We start from the raw sequence: 21,617 nt of genomic DNA, 5'->3' as shown, positions 1-21,617 counted from the left end.
TCCGGGGTAAGGTGCACTTCAGTGCATCCGCCGAAAAAAAAGGGCCGCCCGAAGACGACCCTTTTCGATACTAAAGACGCTGTCAGGCTTAGCCGTTGACGCTGTCTTTCAAAGCTTTCGCAATGGTCATTTTGACCACTTTGTCTGCTTCTTTTTTGAACTGTTCACCTGTCGCAGGGTTGCGAACCATACGCTCTGGACGCTCGCGGCAATAGATTTTGCCAACGCCTGGCAAAGTCACTGCACCGCCGCCGGACACTTCGCGTGTGATCAGGCCGCACATTGCGTCCAGTGCTGCGCCCGCTGCTTTTTTGTCTGTCCCCATGTCCTCGGCCAATGCGGCGACGAGTTGGGTTTTTGTCATTGGTTTTGCCATTGTTATGGTCTCCTTCGTCCGCCCGATTTTGGGCCTCTGCCGCAGAATGTAACGGAATGTTGTGTCTGAACACAACGAATTGTGTTCAAAAAAACCCTCAATATATACGTTTTTTGCGTTTTTTTAGGTGTCAGAGGAAGGCCGTTTCTTCAAATGACCGCAATTTCCGGCTTTGGATGCGTTCCAGCGGCATTTCGCGCAGATGCTCCATCGCCCGTATCCCGATCATCAGATGGCTGGCTACCTGCGTTTTGTAAAAGTCTGACGCCATCCCGGGCAGCTTCAATTCCCCGTGCAGTGGTTTGTCTGAAACACACAACAGCGTGCCGTAAGGCACCCGAAACCGGTAACCATTGGCCGCAATTGTGGCGCTTTCCATGTCCAGTGCCACCGCTCGGCTTTGGCTTAGGCGTTGCACGGGTCCGGATTGGTCGCGCAATTCCCAGTTGCGGTTGTCGATTGTTGCCACTGTGCCGGTGCGCATCACCCGCTTTAGTTCATAGCCCTCTAACTTTGTGACTTGTGCCACGGCCTGTTCCAGCGCGATCTGTATTTCAGCCAACGCGGGGATTGGCACCCACACAGGCAGGTCGTCGTCCAGCACATGATCTTCACGCAGATAGGCATGGGCTAGCACAAAGTCACCCAAGGCCTGAGAGTTCCGCAGCCCAGCACAATGCCCCACCATCAACCACGCATGCGGACGCAGAACAGCAATGTGGTCTGTTGCAGTTTTCGCATTGGACGGCCCCACCCCGATGTTGACCAGCGTGATCCCGGACCCATCCACCCGCGTCAGGTGATAAGTCGGCATTTGCGGCATTTTCTCAGAAGCCTCCAACGCCTGATCGCCTTTGGTGATTGTCGCGTTGTTGGTGGACACAAAACTTGTGTAGCCGCTGTTTGGGTCGTCCAGCATCTTACGGGCGTAGTTTTCAAATTCTGATACGTAGAACTGGTAGTTTGTGAACAACACGTGACTCTGGAAATGCCGGGCGTCGGTGGCCGTATAATGTGACAGCCGCGCCAAGGAATAGTCGACGCGCTGCGCGGTGAAAGGCGCCAAGGGTTGCGTGTCATCCGGCGACACGTAGGTGCCATTCACAATGTCATCATTTGTGGTGCTCAGGTCTGGCACGTCAAACACATCGCGCAATGTAAAATCGGCGGCCCCTTCTTGGGGCACAGTAATAGAGGCATCATTCGCAACAGCAAAATGCACAGGAATTGGCGTGTCGGACGCCCCGACACTGACGCCACAGCCATGATGTTCCAACAGCAAGCCGATTTGCTGGATAAGATAGTGGCGAAACAGGTCCGGGCGCGTGATCGTGGCAGCATAGGTGCCCGGAGACGACACATGCCCAAAGGAAAGCCGCGTGTCGATTTTGGCGTAGCTTGTCGTGGTGATCCGCACCTCTGGGTAAAAGGCACGCATGCGGCCCTCAGGGGCGCCTTCGGTCAGGGCAGCCGCGAATGTTTTGCATAGGAATTCTGTGGCCTGTGTGTACAGCGCCTCCAACCGATCAACTGCCGCTGCGGCATCGGTGAAGCGTTCTGGTTTTGGTGTGTTTGGTGTTTTTATTATTGTCATTCTTTTCTCTTTCATACGTCGTCGAATATCGGGATAAATTCAAAGGAACGCACATCGACCAATCCCAAGTCGGATATGCGCAGTTCCGGTATGACCACGAGGGCCAAAAGGGAATGTTGCATGTAAGCGTTGTTCAGCGTGCAGCCGCAATCGACCATCGCCGCGATCAGCTTGTCTGCCTTTGCGGCGACCTCTGTGGCTGGTCTGTCGGACATAAGGCCAGCAATGGGCAATTCGACCAAAGCCTGTTCAGTGCCGTCCTTAAATAACGTGATGCCGCCGCCGACTTCTGCGAGCCGATTTGCCGCCAGCGCCATGTTTTCGCGGTCGGTGCCCACCACAATCATGTGATGGCTGTCATGCGCCACGGTCGAGGCCATCGCCATTGGCCCCTTGTAGCCAAAGCCCGACACAAAGGCGTTCACCACGCCCCCCGTCGCGCGGTGCCGTTCCACAAGCGCGATCTGGCACACGTCGCCTTCGCTTTGCACAAGCCCGTCGCGCACAGGCAAGTCCGCTTTCAGCGCTTTGGTGGGCGCTTGGTTTTCGACCACGCCGATCACGTTTGCGGTGACGGAATTCGCTCCGCTGGGCGCTGCGATTTCAAAGTCCGTGCCGCTAAGCGTTTTGCCCATATGCACGGTGTTGCGTGCGTTTTCCGGCCAGTCCAGATGCGGGCAGTCCACTTGGATTTTGCCTTGAATAGAGACTGTTTTCCCTCGTGCAATCACATGTTCGATGGGCAGTGTTTTCAAATCAGAGGTCAGGATCACATCTGCCCGCCGCCCCGGCGTCAACGATCCGATTTCGCGTTCCAGACCAAAGTGGGTCGCCGTGTTTATCGTCGCCATTTGCAAAGCCACCAGCGGGTCACAACCACACTCAATCGCATGACGCACCGCGCGGTTCATATGCCCGTCATTGACCAAAGTGCCTGAATGGCAATCGTCCGTGCACAGGATCATGTTGCGTGAATCCAGCCCCTTTTCGGTGATGGCTGTGATCTGCGTTTCCACATCATACCAAGCACTGCCCAACCTGATCATCGATCGCATCCCTTGGCGCATCCGTGCGATCGCGTCGGCCTCGCACGTCCCTTCGTGATCGTCGGCCGGACCGCCTGCGACATAAGCCGCAAAGGCGGGGCCAAGGTCAGGGGATGCGTAGTGGCCCCCTACGGTTTTGCCCGCGTTTTGTGTTGCTGCGATTTCTGCCAGCATTTTGGGATCGGCGTTGCTGACGCCGGGGAAATTCATCATCTCGCCCAGACCGATAATGCCGGGCCATGTCATGGCTTCGGCGACATCTTCGGCGCTGATTTCGTATCCTGTGGTTTCCATCCCCGGCGCGGACGGCGCACAGGACGGCATTTGCGTAAATACATTGATGGGTTGGATCAGTGCCTCGTCGTGCATCAAACGCACGCCTTCAAGGCCCAGAACATTCGCGATCTCATGCGGGTCTGTGAACATGGACGTGGTGCCATGGGGGATCACGGCGCGGGCAAATTCTGCAGGCGTCAACATGCCCGATTCGATGTGCATATGCCCATCGCATAGGCCCGGGATCATGTAGCGTCCATTGGCCTCGATGATTTCCGTGTCAGGACCAATGCAATGGGAGGCGTCCGGCACCACACAGGCGATCCGCCCATGTGTGATGGCGATATCATGGTCGGGCAAAGCCTCACGGGTGTGCACATTTACCCAGATCCCGCCGCGAATGACGGTCTGTGCGGGCGCACGGCCAGCAGCAACTTCGATAAGATAGGGGGCGGTGTCGGGCCAGCTTGGGAAAGTCTTGTGTTCCATGTACCGAGTATTCTGAGAATACGGGCAAGCGCAAGTGGGGGCGTGTGCGTTTCTTGAAACTGGTACATCCATTGGCCTTTTGCAGCCCGTGGATAGTGTCATACATCACTTCGCTGAATGCGGAATACCAACCCGTACGCCGCAAATTACGCGTGATGCTGATAGTGATCCGGTGACTACGGATTAAGGGAACCAAAGGGCGGGGTATGGCGTTTGTCATTTATGCAGACAGATTTGCCAGACACCTTGACGTGGTCCCCAGACACACACCCCGGCATCACCCGACGCAAAGCGGGCAGCAGCTGGAGCTACCGCACACCTGACCACACGCGCATCGAACAAGCGACAGAGCGAAAGCGCATAGATGCTTTGGCCGTGCCACCTGCCTATGAAAAGGTCTGGATCAGCCCCCGTCCCAACGGGCATTTGCAGGCCACGGGTTACGACGCCCGAACCCGCAAGCAATATCGTTATCATACGGACTTCAGCGCGTTCAGATCGCAGACCAAGTTCGATGACTTGGCGCGGTTTGGTGCGGCTTTGCCTGCGATCAGACGTGAAATTGCCAGCGGCATCGCGCGTGACGATCTAAGCGAAGACTTCACAGTAGCCGTTGTTTTGCGCCTGATGGATCGCGCGTCGCTGCGTGTGGGAACGCCGGACTATGCCGCCGAGAACAAGACGTTCGGGGCAACCACATTACGCGGGCGCCATGTGGATTTTGACACAGGCCGCAACCGATTGCCTGCACAACACGCCAACCATCGCACGCAACAGTTATGTGCCCCAAAGGTCATTGCCCTGCACGATTCGCCCCCGCCTGACATTCCAGACGGGCCGCAAGGGTTGCGCCAAGCAGAGCGGGCTTTGTTGTCTTTGTTATAATGCTTGCCATACGCAACGTTCGACGTAACAATTTCGCATGGATTACGAAAACGTCAGCGCCGAGGACTTCGGCAAATCACTGCGCGGCATTGGTGTGAACATTCTGGTTCGCAGCGTGGGGCGCGAGGCCTCTTTTCTGGCTGGGGCATTTCAGGCCGAGATGTTTCAAGTCAGCAAAGATTTCGCCATTGCAAAAATCGGCGACCAAGTGTTGCAGTTGCACAGTGACGCCACCTATCACAGCAACCCCTTGCTGGATCTTCTACCGGAAAACCCACCGCGTGGGGCAGGCGTAGAGATCAGATTGTATGATGTTGACCCTGACGATGCATACCTGCGGGCGCATGGCATGGCGGATGTCACGATTTTGCAAGAACCCACAGACAAGCCGCACGGCCTGCGCGAGGCATATATCTTGTGTGAAAACGGTTATGCTTGGGTGCCTTCGAGACCTTTGTAGATATCAATTTCATCTCTAATCCAGCCAATAAATGCATCTGCCTGGGTGTTGCCATCCGCTTTGGGGTGCAGCTTTAGGTAATAGGCTTCTTGCATCACAACAGAGTGTTCAAAGGGTTTGATCAGCCGCCCCTGATCCAAAAGGTTTGCCACCGCGCTGTCGTGGGCCATGGTCAGGCCTGCGCCGGCTTGTGCTGCAGCCAAAGCAGTCTCTAACACTTGGCAATGGGTGATTTTTGGCGTGCCCACGTCCAACCCTTCGGCCCAACTGTCCCATGTTGTCAGCATGGCTGTGGTATAGAACATCCGGTGCCGGGATATGGTGTCCAAAGTCACAGCGTATTGTGGTGCGCACACCGGATAAAAGTGATCCCATGTGACCCTTTCGGCCTGTGGGTCGGCGTCTTGGGACATGAGAAATCGAAATTCTACATCCGCTTCTTCGACGCGTTCCATCTGGTCCCATATGGACGTTGTTATGTGCAGGTGCATTTCGGGGTGCTTTGCGTACAGGCGGGGCAGGCGGGGGGCGAGCCATTGGGTGGTGAAGGTCACGTTGGATTCGATATGCAACGCCTTTTGGGTGCCACCATCCATCAACATCCGTGTGCCGCGACTAAGGGTTTGAAACGCTTCGCGCACCACGGGCACATAGTTCAAACCCATCACCGTCAGCTCCAAAGCGCGGGGGCGCCGGTAAAACAAGGGTTGCCCAAGGTGCGTTTCAAGCGACTTGATCTGCTGGCTTACGGCACTTTGGGTCATGTTCAATTCAGCTGCAGCGGCGGTGAAAGACAGGTGCCGTGCGGCGGCTTCAAAGGCACGAAGTTGGTTCAGTGGAGGTAAGCTCATAAGATGAGCATTAGCTTAACTTATGGATCATGAGAAGTTTTTTCGTTGGTCTGGGTTTTATGTGCTGTGCATTGTGCATCAAAACAACGGGAAAGGCGCGGTATGACACGGGCGAATATGGATCATTGGCAAGAGCGTGTGGATTTGGCAGCAGCCTTTCGGTGGACGGCACGCCTGAATATGCACGAAGCGGTGGCGAACCACTTTTCCTTTGCGATCAACGACGATGGCACACGGTTCTTGATGAACCCCAACCAGATGCATTTTTCCCGCATCAAAGCCAGTGATCTGATCGAGGTCGACGCGAATGATCCAGCGTCCATGGAAGGGCCAGATGCGCCTGATCCGACCGCTTGGGGGTTACACGGTGGCATGCACCGTCACTGCGCGCATGCCCGTTGCGCTATGCATGTGCATTCGCCTTATGCCACGGCGTTGGCCGCTTTGGCCGACAGCCGTTTGCCGCCGGTGGATCAGAACGCTTGCACGTTTTTCAACCGCTATGTGATCGACGAAAGCTACGGTGGTTTGGCCTTTGAGGAAGAAGGGATACGCTGCGCGAAACTGTTTGATGACCCCAAGAAGAAGGTCATGATTATGGGCAACCATGGCATCATGATTGTGGGCGATACGGTCGCAGATACCTTTAATAGGCTCTACTATTTCGAACGCGCCTGCATGACCTACATCATGGCGTTGCAGACGGGGCAGCCATTGCGGGTATTGTCCGATGAGGTGGCTGAAAAGACCGCGCAGGAATTGGAAACCTATCCCGAACAGGACGCGCGGCATCTGGCGGAACTGAAGGCGATTTTGGACGACGAGGGGGCCAACTATGCCAGCTGATGACAAAGACTATGGCGTCTGGAATTATCACCCTGATCTGCCGCTAAAGGACCCTTCGATCTTCGCCAAAGGCACCAACCCGCGCTATATCGCTGGCTGGTTCCGCCGCAATTGGTTGGCCCTGAGCGAGCGGATGATTTTGCTGATCCTTGCGGTGGTGGCTTACGCGTTTTTCTATCCTACGCTTGAAGCCGCGCAAAGCTTTGCCATGGGTTGGGTGATCCAAACCTATCTGGTGAACCTTGGCTTTGTGACGGCGATTGCCGGGGGGCTGCATTGGTATTTCTACATGCGCAAGGGCCAAGGCAAAACGCTGAAGTTTGACGGGCGCGATCAAGCCAAAGGCAACCGCGCGTTTCTGTTTTCCGATCAGGTCAAAGACAACATGTTCTGGACGTTGACCAGCGGTGTCGCGCAACTGACAACCTTTCAGGTGGGCACCATGTGGCTGATGGCGAACGGTTATGCGCCCACGATCACGCTGGCGTCGAACCCCGTTTGGTTTGTGCTGTGGATTGTGTTGCTGCCGGTTTGGTCGGCGTTTCATTTCTATTGGGTGCATCGCCTGCTGCATGTGCCGTTCTTCTACACACGCTACCATTCGCTGCATCATCGCAACATCAATATCGGGCCGTGGTCGGGGTTTTCGATGCACCCGGTGGAACACTTGATTTACCTATCGTCGCTGTGCGTGCATTGGGTTGTGGCGTCGCATCCGGTCCACCTGATCTTTCATGTTTTGTATCAGGGGCCAGGCGCCGCGATGACGCACACAGGCTATGAGGATTTGCTAATCAAAGACAAACGGTCACTGGCCTTGGGCACATTTTATCACACGCTGCATCACCGTTATTTCGAATGCAATTACGGCAATCAGGAAATGCCATGGGACCGCTGGTTTGGGACATTCCATGATGGCAGCGAAGACGGCACAACCGAAACGCGGGCACGCAAAAAGAAGATGTATTCGTGACCAACGTTTTGTTCATGATGGCGGACGAGCTGTCTTGGTGGGCGCTGGAACGTGCGCAGATGCCGAACTTGGTGCGTTTGCGCGATCGGGGCACCAATTTTACCAATGCCTACACGCCGTCGCCAATTTGTGTGCCGACACGCGCCGCGATCGCGACAGGCAAAGAGGTGCACGAGATCGGGTGTTGGTCCTCGGCAGAGGCGTATGACGGAACCGGGCGGTCGTGGGGGCATGCCTTGCAGGACGCGGGGGTGGCCCCTGTGTCGATTGGTAAGCTGCATTATCGTTCTGGTGCGGATGACACCGGATTTGTCGAGCAGATTGAGCCGGTGCATATTTTGAATGGCGAAGGCTGGGTGCAGGCTTTGTTGCGTAATCCAACGGCGCCCTATCCAACGGCCCACACGCTGGCGCGCGACATCGGGCCGGGCAACAGCAACTACATCGATTTTGATAGGCGCGTTACGGCGGAAGCGGTTGCATGGCTAAATGACCCAATCCGCAAAGCCGCCCCTTGGTGTAGTTTTGTGTCGTGGTTGGCCCCGCATTTTCCTTTGATTGCGCCGCCTGCGGATTTCGCGCTTTACGATCCGGCGGATTATGAAGCCGGACCGCAGACGGTGCCGGATCATCCTGTGTTGCAGGGTCTGGTCGATTTCTTCTCACATGATGTGCATTTCACCCCCGAAACCCGTGGCGTAGCGGCGGCGTCGTATCATGGTTTGTGTACGTTTTTGGATCGGCAAGTGGGCCAAGTCTTGGACGCTTTGGAGGCCAGCGGTCAGGCAGAGGATACATTGATCATATTCACCTCGGATCATGGCGAGATGCTGGGCGAGAAAGGCTATTGGACGAAGTCGGTGATGTATGACAGTGCCGCGCGTGTGCCGTTGTTTGTGGCGGGGCCGGGTTTTGAACAGGGCGTCGTCGACAGCCCCGTCAGCTTGATCGACATCGCGCCCACGATTTGCGCTGTGATGGGGGCCTCATGCGAAGGGTTCTCTGGTGTCGATTTGCGTGGGCCTGATCCAGATCGCGCAGTCTTGTCAGAATATCACGATGGCGGCGCGATCACAGGCATGACGATGGTGCGCTGGGATCGATGGAAGCTTGTGCATTACGCCAATGGGTTTGCGCCGCAGCTGTTTGACATGGTGGATGACCCGCAGGAATTAGACGATCTGGCCCAGACACGCGCCAATGTTTTGGCGGAAGGTTTGCGCAGATTATACGCGCTTATGGACCCTGACGCAGCAAGCGCTCAGGCCTTTGCAGATCAAGCCAAACGTGTCGCGGCCCAAGGCGGGGCAGAGGCCATTTTGGCGAAAGAAATGTTTGATTACACCCCGGCAGACAGTCGGTAACGGAGAGACAGATGATTTACGGCCAAACCGACGAACAATTGATGATCGCAGACACAGTTCGGTCCTTTGTGGAGAAAGAGATTTACCCCCATGAAGAGTTGGTGGAGCGCACGGGCGAAGTGCCCGCCGAGATTGCGCAAGACATCAAGCAAAAGACCATTGATCTGGGGTTTTATGCCTGCAACTTTCCCGAAAGCGTCGGGTGTGCTGGGTTGAACCATGTTGAATTTGCGCTGGTGGAGCGGGAATTGGGGCGCGGGTCCATGGCGTTGAACCATTTCTTTGGCCGTCCGCAAAACATCTTGATGGCCTGTGAAGGGGATCAGGTGGAACGCTATTTGATGCCTGCTGTGCGTGGTGAACGCATGGACGCGTTGGCGATGACTGAACCCGGGGCGGGGTCCGATGTGCGCGGCATGAAATGCACAGCGGTGCGCGATGGTGGCGACTGGGTTGTGAACGGCACCAAGCATTTCATTTCAGGCGCGGAGCATGCGGATTTCATTATCGTGTTTATTGCCACCGGCGAGGATCAAACCCCCAAAGGCCCCAAAAAGCGCATCACCGCATTTTTGGTGGATCGCGGCACGCCAGGCTTTGTCATTCGTGACGGTTACAAGTCTGTCAGCCATCGCGGCTACAAAAACATGATTTTGGAATTTGACGATTGCCGTTTGCCAGACGCGCAGGTTCTGGGTGAAGTGGACAGTGGCTTTGAGGTGATGAACACATGGCTTTATGCCACCCGCATCACCGTGGCTACAATGTCGGTTGGACGGGCGCGCCGTGCGTTTGATTATGCTTTGGATTATGCGGCGCAACGTGAGCAGTTCGGCCAACCCATCGGGAAGTTTCAGGGTGTAAGTTTCCAACTGGCAGACATGATCACTGAAATTGACGCCGCCGATCTGCTGACGTTGGCTGCGGCGGATCGTCTGGACAAAGGGTTGCCTGCGAACCGCGAAATTGCGTCGGCTAAACTCTACGCTTCAGAGATGTTGGCCCGTGTCACGGACGCTGCCATCCAGTTACATGGCGGTATGGGTTTGATGGATGACTACCCGTTGGAGCGCTTTTGGCGTGATGCCCGTGTTGAGCGGATCTGGGACGGAACTTCCGAGATACAGCGTCACATCATCAGTCGTGATTTGTTGCGGCCTTTGGGCGCGTAAGGTGTTTTATTGCATATGTGCGTTGACTAAGGCAGGGGGCCAGCCCCCCGTCGCTTACGCGCCTCCCCCCGGGATATTTACAGCGAAAAGAAGAACGATCCATGTCTGATGTTTCGCGGTTGCTGCGCCCCAAGTCTATTGCTGTTGTTGGTGGTGGTGCTTGGTGCGCCCAGATTGTTTTGCAATGCCAACAGATGGGGTTTTCTGGTGACATCTGGGTTGTGCACCCCAAGGGCATGGAGGTGCATGGTATCCGCGCCGTGCCGTCTTTGGATGACTTGCCTGGATGTCCGGACGCAGTGTTTCTGGGTGTGAACAGATTTCTGACCATTGATCTGGTTGCCCAACTGGCGGGTATGGGTGCAGGTGGTGCTGTCTGTTTTGCGTCCGGTTTTTCCGAGGCTTTGGCAGAGGATGAAGCAGGCGCAGATTTACAGGCACGTTTGGTAGAGGCCGCCGGCGCGATGCCGATTCTCGGACCCAATTGCTATGGCTTTATAAACGCGGTGGATCAGGCCCTTTTGTGGCCAGACCAACATGGGTGTGTGCCGGTTGATCGTGGCGTGGCAGTGCTGACGCAATCCTCCAATATCGCCATCAATTTGACCATGCAGCAGCGTGCCTTGCCGATTGCTTACATGGTGGCATGCGGAAACATGGCGCAAACGTCTCAAGCGCAGATTGCGATGGCCCTTTTGGATGATCCGCGCGTGACCGTGATCGGGCTGCACATCGAAGGGTTTGGTGACACAGCGGAATGGCACGCCCTTGCGCTGAAGGCCGCGTCCAAAGGCATTCCTTTGCTGGCGTTGAAAGTGGGGAAATCCGAGCAAGCCCAAAGCGCTACGGTTTCACACACGGCATCCTTGGCTGGAAGCGATGCGGGTGCGGATGCGCTGTTGCGCCGGTTCGGGATAGGCCGTGTGCACGATGTTCCGACCTTTCTAGAGACATTAAAACTGTTACATGTGGCTGGTCCTTTGGATGCCCCTACGCTGTCGTCGATCAGTTGTTCTGGTGGTGAAGCCAGTCTGGCTGCTGACACGGCACACGGAACGTCTTTGTCCTTTCCTGCTTTGCAGGACGCTCAAAAGCAGGCTCTACGTAACGCATTAGGCCCTATGGTCGCCTTGTCTAATCCGCTGGATTACAACACCTACGTATGGCGCGATACGGATGCCATGACGGCGGCTTGGTTGCCGATGGCTGCAGACCACATCGGGTTGACGTTGCTGATTGTGGATTATCCGCACACGGATGCCACCGATTGGGTCTGCGCCACGGACGCGGCAATTGCAGTGCGTGAGACAAGCGGTCGCCCCGTGGCTGTTGTGGCCACATTGCCGGAATTGATGCCGCAGGATGTGGCCGCGCAATTGATGGCGGCTGGCGTCGTGCCCATGAACGGTCTGACAGAGGCCATCGCCGCAGCACAGGTCGCCGCCGCCTTGACAGACATTGTTCATGAAGCGCCATTGCCTGCCGGCGTTGATCGTGATGGCGCACTGCTGTCCGAACGAGATGCCAAAACCATGCTGCAAAGCTATGGTGTGTCTGTTCCGCAGGTGTTTGATGCCGCCATCGGACCTGAGGAACACAGCGGCCCGTTTGTGGTCAAAGGTGTCGGTTTTGCCCATAAGTCGGAAATGGATGCGGTGCGCTTGAATGTCGCCAAAGCGGATCTGGACGCTGTCGCTGCAGATATGCCGGGTGACGACGTTTTGGTTGAAGCGATGATAACAGGCGCGGTCGCGGAGCTGTTGGTTGGCGTGGTCCGGGACTCTGCCCATGGGTTTGTTTTAACGGTGGGTGCGGGCGGCGTCATGACAGAGATTTTGCAAGATACGCAGTCGCTGCTGATCCCAAGCGATGCAGGCACAGTCAAAACGGCTTTGTCGCGCCTAAAGACCTTTCCCTTGCTGACAGGGTTTCGGGGTAAACCGACCGCCGACCTTGATGCAATCGTTGCGGCAATTATGGGGGTTCAGGCCTTTGTGGTTGCCCGTCATGACAGAATTGAAGAGGTTGAAATAAACCCGTTGATGTGTACGCCCCGTGCCGCAATCGCGGCTGATGCTTTGATAAGAATTGCCCCTGAAAGGACCTGAAATGTCACCGATCAAAACCAAGCGCGAGGGCGCGATTTTGGAAGTCACGCTGGACCGCCCCAAAGCCAATGCCATTGACCTTGAGACCAGCGTTGTCATGGGGAGGGTCTTTGCAGATTTCCGCGATGATCCGGAACTGCGTGTCGCGATTGTCACGGGGGGCGGTGATAAGTTTTTCTGCCCCGGTTGGGATTTGAAAGCGGCTGCTGACGGGGATGAGGTCGACGGGGATTACGGTGTTGGCGGTTTCGGTGGCTTGCAGGAATTGCGCGACTTGAACAAGCCGGTCATTGCTGCAGTGAACGGAATTTGCTGCGGAGGCGGGTTGGAACTGGCGCTGAGTGCGGACATGATTTTGGCCGCCGACCATGCAAGCTTTGCTTTGCCCGAAATTCGGTCTGGCACCGTAGCCGACGCCGCCAGCGTGAAATTGCCTAAGCGTATCCCCTACCACATCGCCATGGAGTTGCTTTTGACGGGCCGTTGGTTTGATCCCGAAGAAGCCAACCGATGGGGCATCGTCAACGAAATCTTGCCGGGGGATCAATTGATGGACCGTGCCTGGGAGCTGGCGCGCCTTCTCGCTTCTGGGCCGCCGCTTGTCTATGCCGCAATCAAGGAGATTGTGCGCGACGCCGAAGACAGCAAATTCCAAGACACGATGAACCGCATTACCAAACGCCAACTGCGATCGGTTGATGCGCTTTATGCCTCAGAGGATCAGTTGGAAGGCGCGAAGGCGTTTGCAGAAAAACGTGACCCCGTCTGGAAGGGACGCTAGGTTTTCCGGATCAAGGTCACAAAGGCTGTGTCGCTGGCGTGTTCGCCGGCGCCATCTTTGTAAATTGGCACCTCCACTTTGGAAATCTCACGGCACATAGGCTCTAATCCTGCCAGTTTAGCCTCGAATCCATGGGCGGCAAAGTGTTCTGTGTTGATCGAAATACAGATCACACCGCCAGACCGTACAACACGCAGCAGTTCGTCCAGTGCCTCTGGACCGACATGTCCGTGGGTAAATGTGCCGGAACTGACAGCACCGGCGTAAGCCCCGTCCGCCACATCAAGACCGGCTAGAATGTCGCCAACAAACAACGTCTGATACACCCCTTTGGCCTCTGCCACTTTCAACATGTCGGCTGAAATATCTGTAGCGTCAACGGCATCCAAACCCCTGTCGCGCAACGCTTGACCGCACAATCCTGTGCCCGCGCCCATATCCAGAACCGGCTGATAGCCGCCCGCGTTCACATAGGCCCGTGCCACATGAGCATGCAGCACATAGCCGTGCTCATCCGCAAAATCGGTGTCGTAGGTGTTTGCCCATTCGGCATACAGGTCTATCGAATCTTGCGGTGTCTTGAGGTTATAGGCCCCATCCAAAGAAGGTGGTTTTGTCATGGCGCAAGTGAACCCCAAGTCACATCTTTGCGCAAGGGCTTGCGAAGCAGCGCACCAATTGTCACCTATGGGAAATGACACACACTTTGCTTTCATTCGGGCACGGCTATTCTGCCCGCGCACTGACATCTTTGTTGCAGCCGCAAGGGTGGCGCATCATCGCGACCACGCGCAGCGCTGAAAAGGCACAAGCGTTGGCGGCAACGGGTGTGGAGGCTTTGATCTGGCCGGGCACCGACATGACTGAAGCCATCCAAAGCGCGGACCACATCCTGATTTCAGCGGGACCAGATGGGGATGGCGATCCGGTTTTAACGCAATGGCGCGACGTGATCGCAAAACACGCCGCGCAGCTGCGGTGGGTGGGTTATCTGTCCACGACGGGTGTTTACGGCGATCATGGCGGGGATTGGGTCGATGAAAACACGCCGCTTCAACCCTCAACCAGGCGCGGGCAGTACCGAAAAGACGCAGAAGAAGGGTGGGGCGCCATTCCTGATCTGCCACTGCACATCTTCCGGTTGGCTGGAATTTACGGCCCCGGCCGTGGCCCGTTTGCCAAAGTGCGCAATGGCACCGCCCGCCGCATCATCAAAAAAGATCAGGTGTTTTCGCGGACCCATGTGGAAGACATCGCGCAAATTTTGGCTGCATCTATTGCGCAGCCCAATCCGGGGGCGGCCTATAATGTGTGCGACAATGACCCCGCCCCGCCTCAGGACGTGATTGGTCACGCGGCAGAGTTGCTTGGATTGCCGATCCCCGAAGCGGTTCCCTTTGAGACGGCAGAGATGTCCCCGATGGCGCGCAGCTTCTACGCGGAAAACAAGAAAGTGCGCAACGATCGGATCAAAGATGAACTTGGCGTTGTGCTTAAATATCCGACGTACCGCGAAGGCTTGGCTGCTCTGTTGGCACTTGATCCTTAAAACTGGGCACAGTCCCTTGTTCGTATGTCCGGCGCATCGCATATAAGCGCAAACCGCAAGAGGTGTGCGATGACGTTGCAAGACAAAACCAAAGCCTTTCTGGCCCGTCCCGGGGTCAGCAACTTTATTGTTGGGGTGATCCTGTTCAATGCGGTCATTCTGGGGCTTGAGACTTCCAAGCCGGTTATGGCGGTTGCGGGTGATTTCATTCTGCTGCTGGATAAAATCTGCCTGTCGATTTTTGTGTTGGAACTTTTGGCCAAGCTTTTCGCCTATCGCCTTTCGTTTTTCCGCAATGGTTGGAATGTCTTCGATTTTGTCATCGTAGGCATTTCGCTGGCCCCCGTTGGCGAAGGGTTCTCGGCGTTGCGCGCGTTGCGCATTTTGCGGGCTTTGCGTGTCATATCCGCAGCCCCCCGCCTGCGCCGCGTTGTCGAAGGCTTCATCACGGCTTTGCCCGGCATGGGGTCGGTATTTTTGTTGATGGCGCTGATCTTCTACATTGCGTCTGTGATCGCGACCAAGATGTTTGGCGAAGTGTTTCCGGAATGGTTTGGCAGCCTTGGCCAGTCCGCCTATTCGTTGTTCCAGATCATGACATTGGAAAGCTGGTCCATGGGGATCGTGCGTCCCGTCATGGAAGTGTATGAATACGCTTGGGTCTTCTTTGTGCCGTTCATCATGGTCACGACATTTGCGGTTGTGAACCTGTTGGTGGGTTTGATCGTAAACTCGATGCAGGACGCCCATGCCGAAGAATCCAACGCCGAAACCGGGGCATACCGCGAAGAAATGATTGCCCGCCTTGCATCACTTGAGGCGAAACTGGATGCTTTAGCGTCCGTGTCGCAGGACCCAACCGACAAGTCCAAAAACCACCAGTAGTGCCAGGGCGACACCAGCGTTAAGACCGTAAAACGCGGCGCGTTCAGCCAGTTCCAAGTTGTTCAGGAAGGGATAAGGCAAACCTGACGTGATTGAACCAGGCGAGCTGTCGCTTAGGCGCTGCACCACCAGTTCGGTCCAAGCGACATAGGCGGCAATGATCCCAAGAAGCGGCAGTGCTGCCCGCCACGTGCGCCTGAAGACCCGGCCAATGAACAGTGAGTCGATGATTTGCAACGCTGGTCCAAGCGCGTGCAAATAGTATTCCTGATGCCAGATGACCGGCCCGTTGTTGTTTACCAACGCCGGATCTGTGAACCACAGTTTCCAATAAAGGTAACACACCATCACATTCAGAACGGCCGCAGTTTGGCCTGTGACCTCATGTTTGCGCGTTATCCTGTCTTGGGACAGTGCCAGCATCCGAGAGGCGGCAAAGAACGATGCAAACAGCGCCCAGATTGTGAGGAACCGGAACGGCCCGCCAAAGTGGTCGTAACTGGCGGTAAATGTCTGATAAAGACAGTATCCTGCAGCCAAAAGGAACACGGTCCAACGATAGGTCAGGATTGGTTTGCTGTGGATGTCCATGATGCCCCCTCAAGTTCTCGCAAACTGTGGGGGCAAGATGGTGTTGCGTAAAGGGCGACCTTGGGTCAGGCCCGTGCTTCGCCAATCGTTGCAACGCCCAAAGTGTGTAGGACTTTCGCTTCGATATCTGACGCGTTCAGCTTGGCTTCGGCGTACATGTCGGCGGGGTTTGCATGGTCGATGAACGTGTCTGGCAGGACCATAGAACGATATTTTAGTCCTGTGTCGAACACGCCTTCTTCGGCCAACAGCTGCGCGACATGGCTGCCGAACCCGCCAACTGCACCTTCTTCGATGGTGATGAGTGCTTCGTGGTTTGCCGCCAATTCAAGGATCAGGTCGCGGTCCAATGGCTTTGCAAATCGCGCGTCGGCAATTGTGGGTGTGATGCCTTTTGCGGTCAGTGCTTCGGCTGCTTTTTCGACCTCGGCCAGCCGTGTGCCAAAGGACAGCAAAGCCACCTGTTTGCCGTGTCGGATCATACGGCCCTTGCCAATTTCCAACGGTGTGCCGCGTTCGGGCATGTCGACGCCATTGCCTTCACCGCGTGGGAAGCGGAAGGCAATCGGGCCGTCATCGTGGGCTGCGGCAGTCGCAACCATATGGGCCAGTTCTGCCTCGTCAGCGGCAGCCATCACCACAAAGCCGGGCAGGTTCGTCAGATATGCGACGTCAAATGCACCTGCGTGCGTCGCGCCGTCTGCGCCCACCAGTCCGGCGCGGTCGATGGCAAAGCGCACGGGCAAACGCTGGATCGCAACGTCATGCACAACTTGATCGTAGCCGCGTTGCAAAAAGGTGGAGTACATCGCGCAAAACGGTTTCATCCCGCCCGCGGCAAGGGCCGCTGCAAATGTCACACCGTGTTGCTCTGCGATGCCCACATCGAAACAACGGGACGGGTAGCGTTCAGCAAACAGGTTCAGCCCAGTGCCATCGGGCATGGCTGCGGTGACAGCGCAAATTTTGTCGTCGTCTGCCGCTTCTTTCAGCAGGTGTTCTGCAAATACTTTGGTGTAGCTGGGCGCGTTGGACGGCGCCTTTTTCTGCTCGCCAGTGATCACGTTGAACTTGGACACACCGTGGCCTTTGTCGCGGGCTTCTTCGGCGGGGGCATACCCCTTGCCTTTTTTGGTGATGACATGGATCAGGATCGGGCCGGTGGCGCGGTCTTTGACAGTGCGCAGGACGGGCAGCAGTTGGTTCATGTCGTGGCCGTCGATGGGGCCAAGATATGAAAACCCGAGTTGTTCGAACAGTGTCCCGCCCACGGTCATGCCTTTGAGCATGTCCTTGGCGCGTTTTGCGCCTTCGCGGAAGGGTTCGGGCAGGAAGCTGATCGCACCTTTTGCGGCAGCTTTCAGGTCTTGGAACGGCTCTTCCGCGTAAAGACGGCTGAGGTAGCTGGACATGGCACCCACAGGCGGGGCGATGGACATTTCGTTGTCGTTCAAGATCACAATCATGCGTTTTTTAAGGTGGCCTGCGTTGTTTAACGCCTCATAGGCCATGCCTGCGCTCATGGATCCGTCACCGATCACGGCAATCGCGTCGCCCAAGCCTTCGGGCACGTTGCCGCCCAAATCGCGCGCAACAGCAAAGCCCAACGCGGCAGAGATCGACGTTGACGAATGTGCGGCCCCGAATGGATCGTATGGGGATTCAGAGCGTTTGGTGAAGCCGCTTAGCCCGTCTTTTTGGCGCAATGTGCGGATGCGGTTGCGGCGTTCAGTCAGGATTTTATGGGGATAGCACTGGTGGCCCACGTCCCAGATAATCTTGTCTTTGGGGGTGTTGAACACAGCGTGCAAAGCGACGGTCAGTTCGACCACCCCAAGGCCGGCACCCAAGTGCCCCCCCGTAACAGAAACCGCAGATACCGTTTCAGAACGCACTTCTTGGGCAATTTTGATCAGCTCTGCATCAGAGAACCGTTTCAGGTCTGCGGGTCGTTGGACGGTGTCCAGCAGCGGGGTGTTCGGGCGATCATTTTTCAGCTCGGTCATAGCCGTTTTCCTAGCTTTTGCGTGCGACGACGAATTGGGCGGCTTGGCGCAGCACTTCGGCATCCTCACCGTATACACTTAAGGCATCCGAGGCCGATTCCACCAACTCATTGGCGCGGCGTTTCGCCTCGTCTATCCCCAGCAAGGACACGAATGTGGCTTTGCCTGCATCTGCATCTTTGCCGGTTGCCTTACCCACGGTTTCCGCGTCGCCTTCCACGTCAAGAATGTCATCTACAATTTGAAAGGCGAGGCCAAGGGCATGGGAATAGTCCCGCAAGGCTGTGGTATCTGCCTGAGCGAGACGCGCACCCGCCATAGCAGACCATGCGATCAACGCACCGGTCTTGCCTTGTTGCAGGTGGGTGATTTGGTTCAGTGTTAACGGGGTCTCGGCGGTTTCGGCGGCTATATCCAGCGCTTGCCCCAAAACCATGCCTTGTGCGCCGCTGGCGATGGCAAGGCTTTGCGCCAGATCCGCACGCACATCACCGGTGCCAGCCCGGGGGTCGGTGACAAGTTCAAAGGCCAGCGTTTGCAAGGCGTCACCGGCCAGAACCGCCGTCGCTTCGTCCCATTTTTTGTGCACTGTGGGTTGGCCGCGGCGCAAATCATCATCGTCCATGCAGGGCAAGTCGTCGTGGACCAGTGAATAGGCGTGTAGCGCTTCTATGGCTGATGCGGCCCAAATCGATGTGGCGTCAGGAATGTTGTGCAGTCGTGCACTTTCCATCACCAGAAAACCGCGCAGCCGCTTGCCGCCGTTGGTGGCGTGGCCCATGGCCTGAACGACTGGAAGGTCATCGAGACGTCCCAAAACAGTATCGAAATGCGCTTGCACTGCAGCGGCGCACACCTTGAGGCGCGTTTGAAACATAAGCGTTTACAGCCCTTCGACGGGTTTCAAACCTGTGGGGTTGCCGTCGCTGTCTGTCGTGATCGCAGCCACCTTTTCCTCGGCCTCTTTCAGTTTTGTCTCACACCGCTTTTTCAAAAGCGCGCCACGTTCGTAAAGCGCAATAGATTCGTCCAGCGCCACATCTCCGCGTTCCAGCTGGCCCAGAACCTGTTCCAGTTCGGCCATAGCCTGCTCAAAGCTCATCTCGTTGACGTCTGTATCGCTCATGTCGCGGCCTTTATCAGTTCTTGCACATGTACGCGTGCCGAAGCGGCCAGCGCATCCAGATCATAGCCGCCTTCCAACACCGATACCACCCGGCCTTTGCATAGGTTTTGTGCAGATTGCAGGATCATTTTCGTCATGGTGCGGAAGTCTTCGGTGGACCAATTGAGGTTGGCAAGCGGGTCGTCTTGGTGCGCGTCAAAACCAGCGGAGATCAGGATCAGCTCGGGTTGGTGTTTGGCAAACGCGGGCAGGACTTTGGATTTGTAGACCTCGATGGCATGCGCCCCATCTGATGCTGGCGGCAAGGGCAGGTTAAGCACGGTGCCATGGGGACCGCGTTCGGATGCCTCGCCTGTGCCCGGCCAAAGCGGCATTTGCTGCGAAGTCACGACCAAGGCGCGGGGGTCATCTTGGAGCAGGGCTTGGGTGCCGTTGCCGTGGTGGACGTCGAAATCCACGACAGCCACGCGGCTAAGGCCGTGGTGATCAAGCGCATGTTTGGCGGCGATGGCGACATTGCCGAACAAGCAGAAGCCCATGGGTGTGGTTTGTTCTGCGTGATGCCCCGGTGGGCGTGTCGCGACAAAGGCGTTTTGTACCTCACCGCCCAAAACCATATCGACGGCTTTTACAGCGCCACCTGCCGCGCGGTAGGCGGCGTTCAGTGATCCCGGTGACACAGAGGTGTCTGCATCAAGGGCGGTGTAACCGTCTGCCGGAATGCTGTTTCGAATGTGGTCGAGGTGCGATTGCGGATGGCAGCGCAACAGGTCTGCATCCGTGGCCATGGGGGCATCGACGCGGTGCAGATCGAGGTCTTCGAGCGCGCGCAGAATATAGTGCAGGCGCGCGACCTGTTCCGGTGCGCCGGGTGGGTTCACGTGGGACAGGCAGTCAGTGTGGGACAGAAGGGCAGTGGTCATGACAAAGGCTTTCGTCTGGGTAAGCGCAGTGTTTGAAACACTGCGGTGCGTTTTCTTTCAAAGAAAACGACGCGCTAGTCCGGCGCCAGCATATAGCCTGCACCGCGTACCGTTTGCAGGTAGCGTGGCTGTTTCGGGTTGGCTTCGATCTTGCGACGCAGCCGGGTGATTTGCACGTCAACCGCGCGTTCCTGCGCCTGACCACGATCGCGGCCCAGATCTTCGACCAGTTGCGCACGACTGATGGGCTCTCCGGGTTTGGCGGAAAACAGCTTCATCAATTGCATTTCTGTGGCTGTCAGGCGCACGAGGTCTTCGCCCTGCCACATCTCTCCGCGCTCCATGTCGTAGCGGATATCGCCCAGATGCAAAATCTTAGGCACAGTGTCTTCAGCGGGGGTCTCAGGCATGCGCCTCAGTACGGCGTTGATGCGCAACAACAGCTCTTTGGGTTCAAACGGTTTAGGCAGGTAATCATCTGCACCTGCTTCAAGCCCTTCGATGCGGTTGTCGGTTTCGCCTTTGGCGGTCAGCAGCATGATCGGTGTTGCATTGGTTTCGCGGATTGATTTGCACAGCGAAATCCCGTCTTCCCCTGGCATCATCACATCTAAAATCATCATGTCGAAATCAAGCCCCGACAAGATGCGCCTTGCATGGGCGGCATCGCGGGCGGCGGTCACCAGAAATCCGTTTTTCATCAGAAACTTCTGCAACAGAACCCGAATGCGTTCATCGTCATCCACAATCAGCAGGTGGGCGTCTAATTCGCTCATTGGCCGCTCTCTTTCAGACGTGTGTAGGCACGTCGCATTTCAGGGTCCATCATGGCTTCGAGCACGGTGCGAAATCCTGCAACTGCGTCCGGACCAGCGTCACGAAACGCTGCACGCATACGGGCGCGTTGCGCGTCCGATAGGGTCTGCTCCAATTGCTTTCCTTCCTCGGTAAGATGTAGGTGGCGTTCGCGTTTGTCCGATTTGCCCACGGTGCTTTCGACAAGACCATCGGCAATCAACGTCCGCAACACACGATTGAGCGATTGTTTCGTCACCCCAAGGATAAGCAACAAGTTGTTTACCGTGGTGCCTGGGGCGCGATTGATAAAGTGGATAGCGCGGTGGTGGGCCCGGCCGTACGCCATATCGCCCAAAATCCGGTCGGGATCGGCGGTGAACCCACGATAGGCGAAAAACATCGCCTCGATTCCTTGCCGTAATTGTTCATCGGTGAGGAACAAAAGGTTCTCGCCCCGGTACGCTCCGTCTGACATCACTTCGTCCCTCTTCACGCCATTTGTTACAGCATACGTCAGT

General features: G+C 56.4%; 22 protein-coding genes. 10 read left to right on the top strand and 12 right to left on the bottom strand.

Annotated elements, in window-relative coordinates:
• Positions 1-88: 88 nt before the first annotated feature.
• The 3 genes from ABJL60_RS00560 to ade all read right to left on the bottom strand — a co-directional run bounded on the left by ABJL60_RS00560 (position 89) and on the right by ade (position 3,781).
• Positions 89-376 carry an HU family DNA-binding protein gene (locus ABJL60_RS00560; RefSeq protein WP_108826858.1) on the bottom strand — a complete coding sequence of 96 codons (288 nt, stop codon included), beginning with the start codon at positions 374-376 and terminating at the stop codon, positions 89-91.
• Positions 377-506: 130 nt separating this feature from the next.
• Positions 507-1,970, bottom strand: a complete 1,464-nt coding sequence (locus ABJL60_RS00555) for an AMP nucleosidase (protein WP_348373367.1) — start codon at positions 1,968-1,970, stop codon at positions 507-509.
• An 11-nt stretch (positions 1,971-1,981) separates the two neighbouring features.
• The gene (gene ade / locus ABJL60_RS00550; RefSeq protein ID WP_348373366.1) at positions 1,982-3,781 is read right to left on the bottom strand and encodes an adenine deaminase; all 1,800 of its coding nucleotides are present in this window, start codon (positions 3,779-3,781) and stop codon (positions 1,982-1,984) included.
• 222 nt (positions 3,782-4,003) lie between these two features.
• Between ade and ABJL60_RS00545 the strand changes: the two genes are divergently transcribed.
• The gene (locus ABJL60_RS00545; protein ID WP_348373365.1) at positions 4,004-4,666 is read left to right on the top strand and encodes a hypothetical protein; all 663 of its coding nucleotides are present in this window, start codon (positions 4,004-4,006) and stop codon (positions 4,664-4,666) included.
• A gap of 37 nt (positions 4,667-4,703) precedes the next feature.
• Positions 4,704-5,126: a glyoxalase gene (locus ABJL60_RS00540; protein ID WP_348290836.1), complete on the top strand. Its 423-nt coding sequence runs from the start codon at positions 4,704-4,706 to the stop codon at positions 5,124-5,126.
• On the opposite strand, the gene ABJL60_RS00535 is transcribed toward ABJL60_RS00540, so the two are convergent.
• Positions 5,096-5,977, bottom strand: coding sequence for a LysR substrate-binding domain-containing protein (locus tag ABJL60_RS00535; protein WP_348373364.1), 882 nt, complete (start codon positions 5,975-5,977; stop codon positions 5,096-5,098). The genes ABJL60_RS00540 and ABJL60_RS00535 overlap by 31 nt on opposite strands.
• A gap of 102 nt (positions 5,978-6,079) precedes the next feature.
• Between ABJL60_RS00535 and ABJL60_RS00530 the strand changes: the two genes are divergently transcribed.
• From ABJL60_RS00530 to ABJL60_RS00505, 6 genes are all read left to right on the top strand, one after another.
• Entirely contained in the window at positions 6,080-6,823 is a 744-nt protein-coding gene (locus tag ABJL60_RS00530; RefSeq protein ID WP_348290840.1) for a class II aldolase and adducin N-terminal domain-containing protein, read from the top strand.
• Positions 6,813-7,796: a sterol desaturase family protein gene (locus ABJL60_RS00525; protein WP_348373363.1), complete on the top strand. Its 984-nt coding sequence runs from the start codon at positions 6,813-6,815 to the stop codon at positions 7,794-7,796. Before ABJL60_RS00530 ends, ABJL60_RS00525 begins: the two co-directional genes overlap by 11 nt.
• Complete coding sequence (locus ABJL60_RS00520) at positions 7,793-9,160, top strand: sulfatase-like hydrolase/transferase (RefSeq protein WP_348373362.1); 1,368 nt, start codon at positions 7,793-7,795, stop codon at positions 9,158-9,160. The genes ABJL60_RS00525 and ABJL60_RS00520 overlap by 4 nt, the downstream gene beginning before the upstream one ends.
• A gap of 11 nt (positions 9,161-9,171) precedes the next feature.
• Positions 9,172-10,332, top strand: coding sequence for an acyl-CoA dehydrogenase family protein (locus ABJL60_RS00515; protein WP_348373361.1), 1,161 nt, complete (start codon positions 9,172-9,174; stop codon positions 10,330-10,332).
• A 101-nt stretch (positions 10,333-10,433) separates the two neighbouring features.
• Positions 10,434-12,440, top strand: a complete 2,007-nt coding sequence (locus ABJL60_RS00510) for an acetate--CoA ligase family protein (RefSeq protein WP_348373360.1) — start codon at positions 10,434-10,436, stop codon at positions 12,438-12,440.
• Position 12,441: 1 nt separating this feature from the next.
• Entirely contained in the window at positions 12,442-13,221 is a 780-nt protein-coding gene (locus ABJL60_RS00505; protein WP_348285893.1) for a carnitinyl-CoA dehydratase, read from the top strand.
• Here the strand turns inward: ABJL60_RS00505 and ABJL60_RS00500 are convergent.
• Complete coding sequence (locus ABJL60_RS00500) at positions 13,218-13,841, bottom strand: class I SAM-dependent methyltransferase (protein WP_348373359.1); 624 nt, start codon at positions 13,839-13,841, stop codon at positions 13,218-13,220. The genes ABJL60_RS00505 and ABJL60_RS00500 overlap by 4 nt on opposite strands.
• A gap of 74 nt (positions 13,842-13,915) precedes the next feature.
• Between ABJL60_RS00500 and ABJL60_RS00495 the strand changes: the two genes are divergently transcribed.
• Positions 13,916-14,770, top strand: coding sequence for an SDR family oxidoreductase (locus ABJL60_RS00495; RefSeq protein WP_348373358.1), 855 nt, complete (start codon positions 13,916-13,918; stop codon positions 14,768-14,770).
• Between the two features lie 69 nt (positions 14,771-14,839).
• Complete coding sequence (locus tag ABJL60_RS00490) at positions 14,840-15,655, top strand: ion transporter (protein ID WP_348285896.1); 816 nt, start codon at positions 14,840-14,842, stop codon at positions 15,653-15,655.
• On the opposite strand, the gene ABJL60_RS00485 is transcribed toward ABJL60_RS00490, so the two are convergent.
• The 7 genes from ABJL60_RS00485 to ABJL60_RS00455 form a co-directional block, all read right to left on the bottom strand.
• Entirely contained in the window at positions 15,605-16,246 is a 642-nt protein-coding gene (locus ABJL60_RS00485) for a hypothetical protein (protein ID WP_348373357.1), read from the bottom strand. The genes ABJL60_RS00490 and ABJL60_RS00485 overlap by 51 nt on opposite strands.
• A gap of 65 nt (positions 16,247-16,311) precedes the next feature.
• Positions 16,312-18,252: a 1-deoxy-D-xylulose-5-phosphate synthase gene (gene dxs, locus ABJL60_RS00480; RefSeq protein WP_348373356.1), complete on the bottom strand. Its 1,941-nt coding sequence runs from the start codon at positions 18,250-18,252 to the stop codon at positions 16,312-16,314.
• Positions 18,253-18,262: 10 nt separating this feature from the next.
• Entirely contained in the window at positions 18,263-19,129 is an 867-nt protein-coding gene (locus ABJL60_RS00475; protein WP_348373355.1) for a polyprenyl synthetase family protein, read from the bottom strand.
• 6 nt (positions 19,130-19,135) lie between these two features.
• Positions 19,136-19,378, bottom strand: coding sequence for an exodeoxyribonuclease VII small subunit (locus ABJL60_RS00470; RefSeq protein WP_348373354.1), 243 nt, complete (start codon positions 19,376-19,378; stop codon positions 19,136-19,138).
• A complete protein-coding gene (locus ABJL60_RS00465) occupies positions 19,375-20,301 on the bottom strand; it encodes a histone deacetylase family protein (protein WP_348373353.1) in 927 nt (308 codons plus the stop codon). Before ABJL60_RS00465 ends, ABJL60_RS00470 begins: the two co-directional genes overlap by 4 nt.
• A 74-nt stretch (positions 20,302-20,375) precedes the next feature.
• Positions 20,376-21,077: a response regulator gene (locus ABJL60_RS00460; protein WP_108826877.1), complete on the bottom strand. Its 702-nt coding sequence runs from the start codon at positions 21,075-21,077 to the stop codon at positions 20,376-20,378.
• Entirely contained in the window at positions 21,074-21,574 is a 501-nt protein-coding gene (locus tag ABJL60_RS00455; protein ID WP_348285902.1) for a MarR family transcriptional regulator, read from the bottom strand. Before ABJL60_RS00455 ends, ABJL60_RS00460 begins: the two co-directional genes overlap by 4 nt.
• Positions 21,575-21,617 lie beyond the last annotated feature (43 nt).

This window comes from Ascidiaceihabitans sp., from assembly GCF_039986515.1.
Taxonomy (GTDB): Bacteria; Pseudomonadota; Alphaproteobacteria; order Rhodobacterales; family Rhodobacteraceae; genus Ascidiaceihabitans.
The sequence above is the reverse complement of the archived record's forward strand: the minus strand, read 5'-3'. Positions and strand labels throughout refer to the sequence as shown.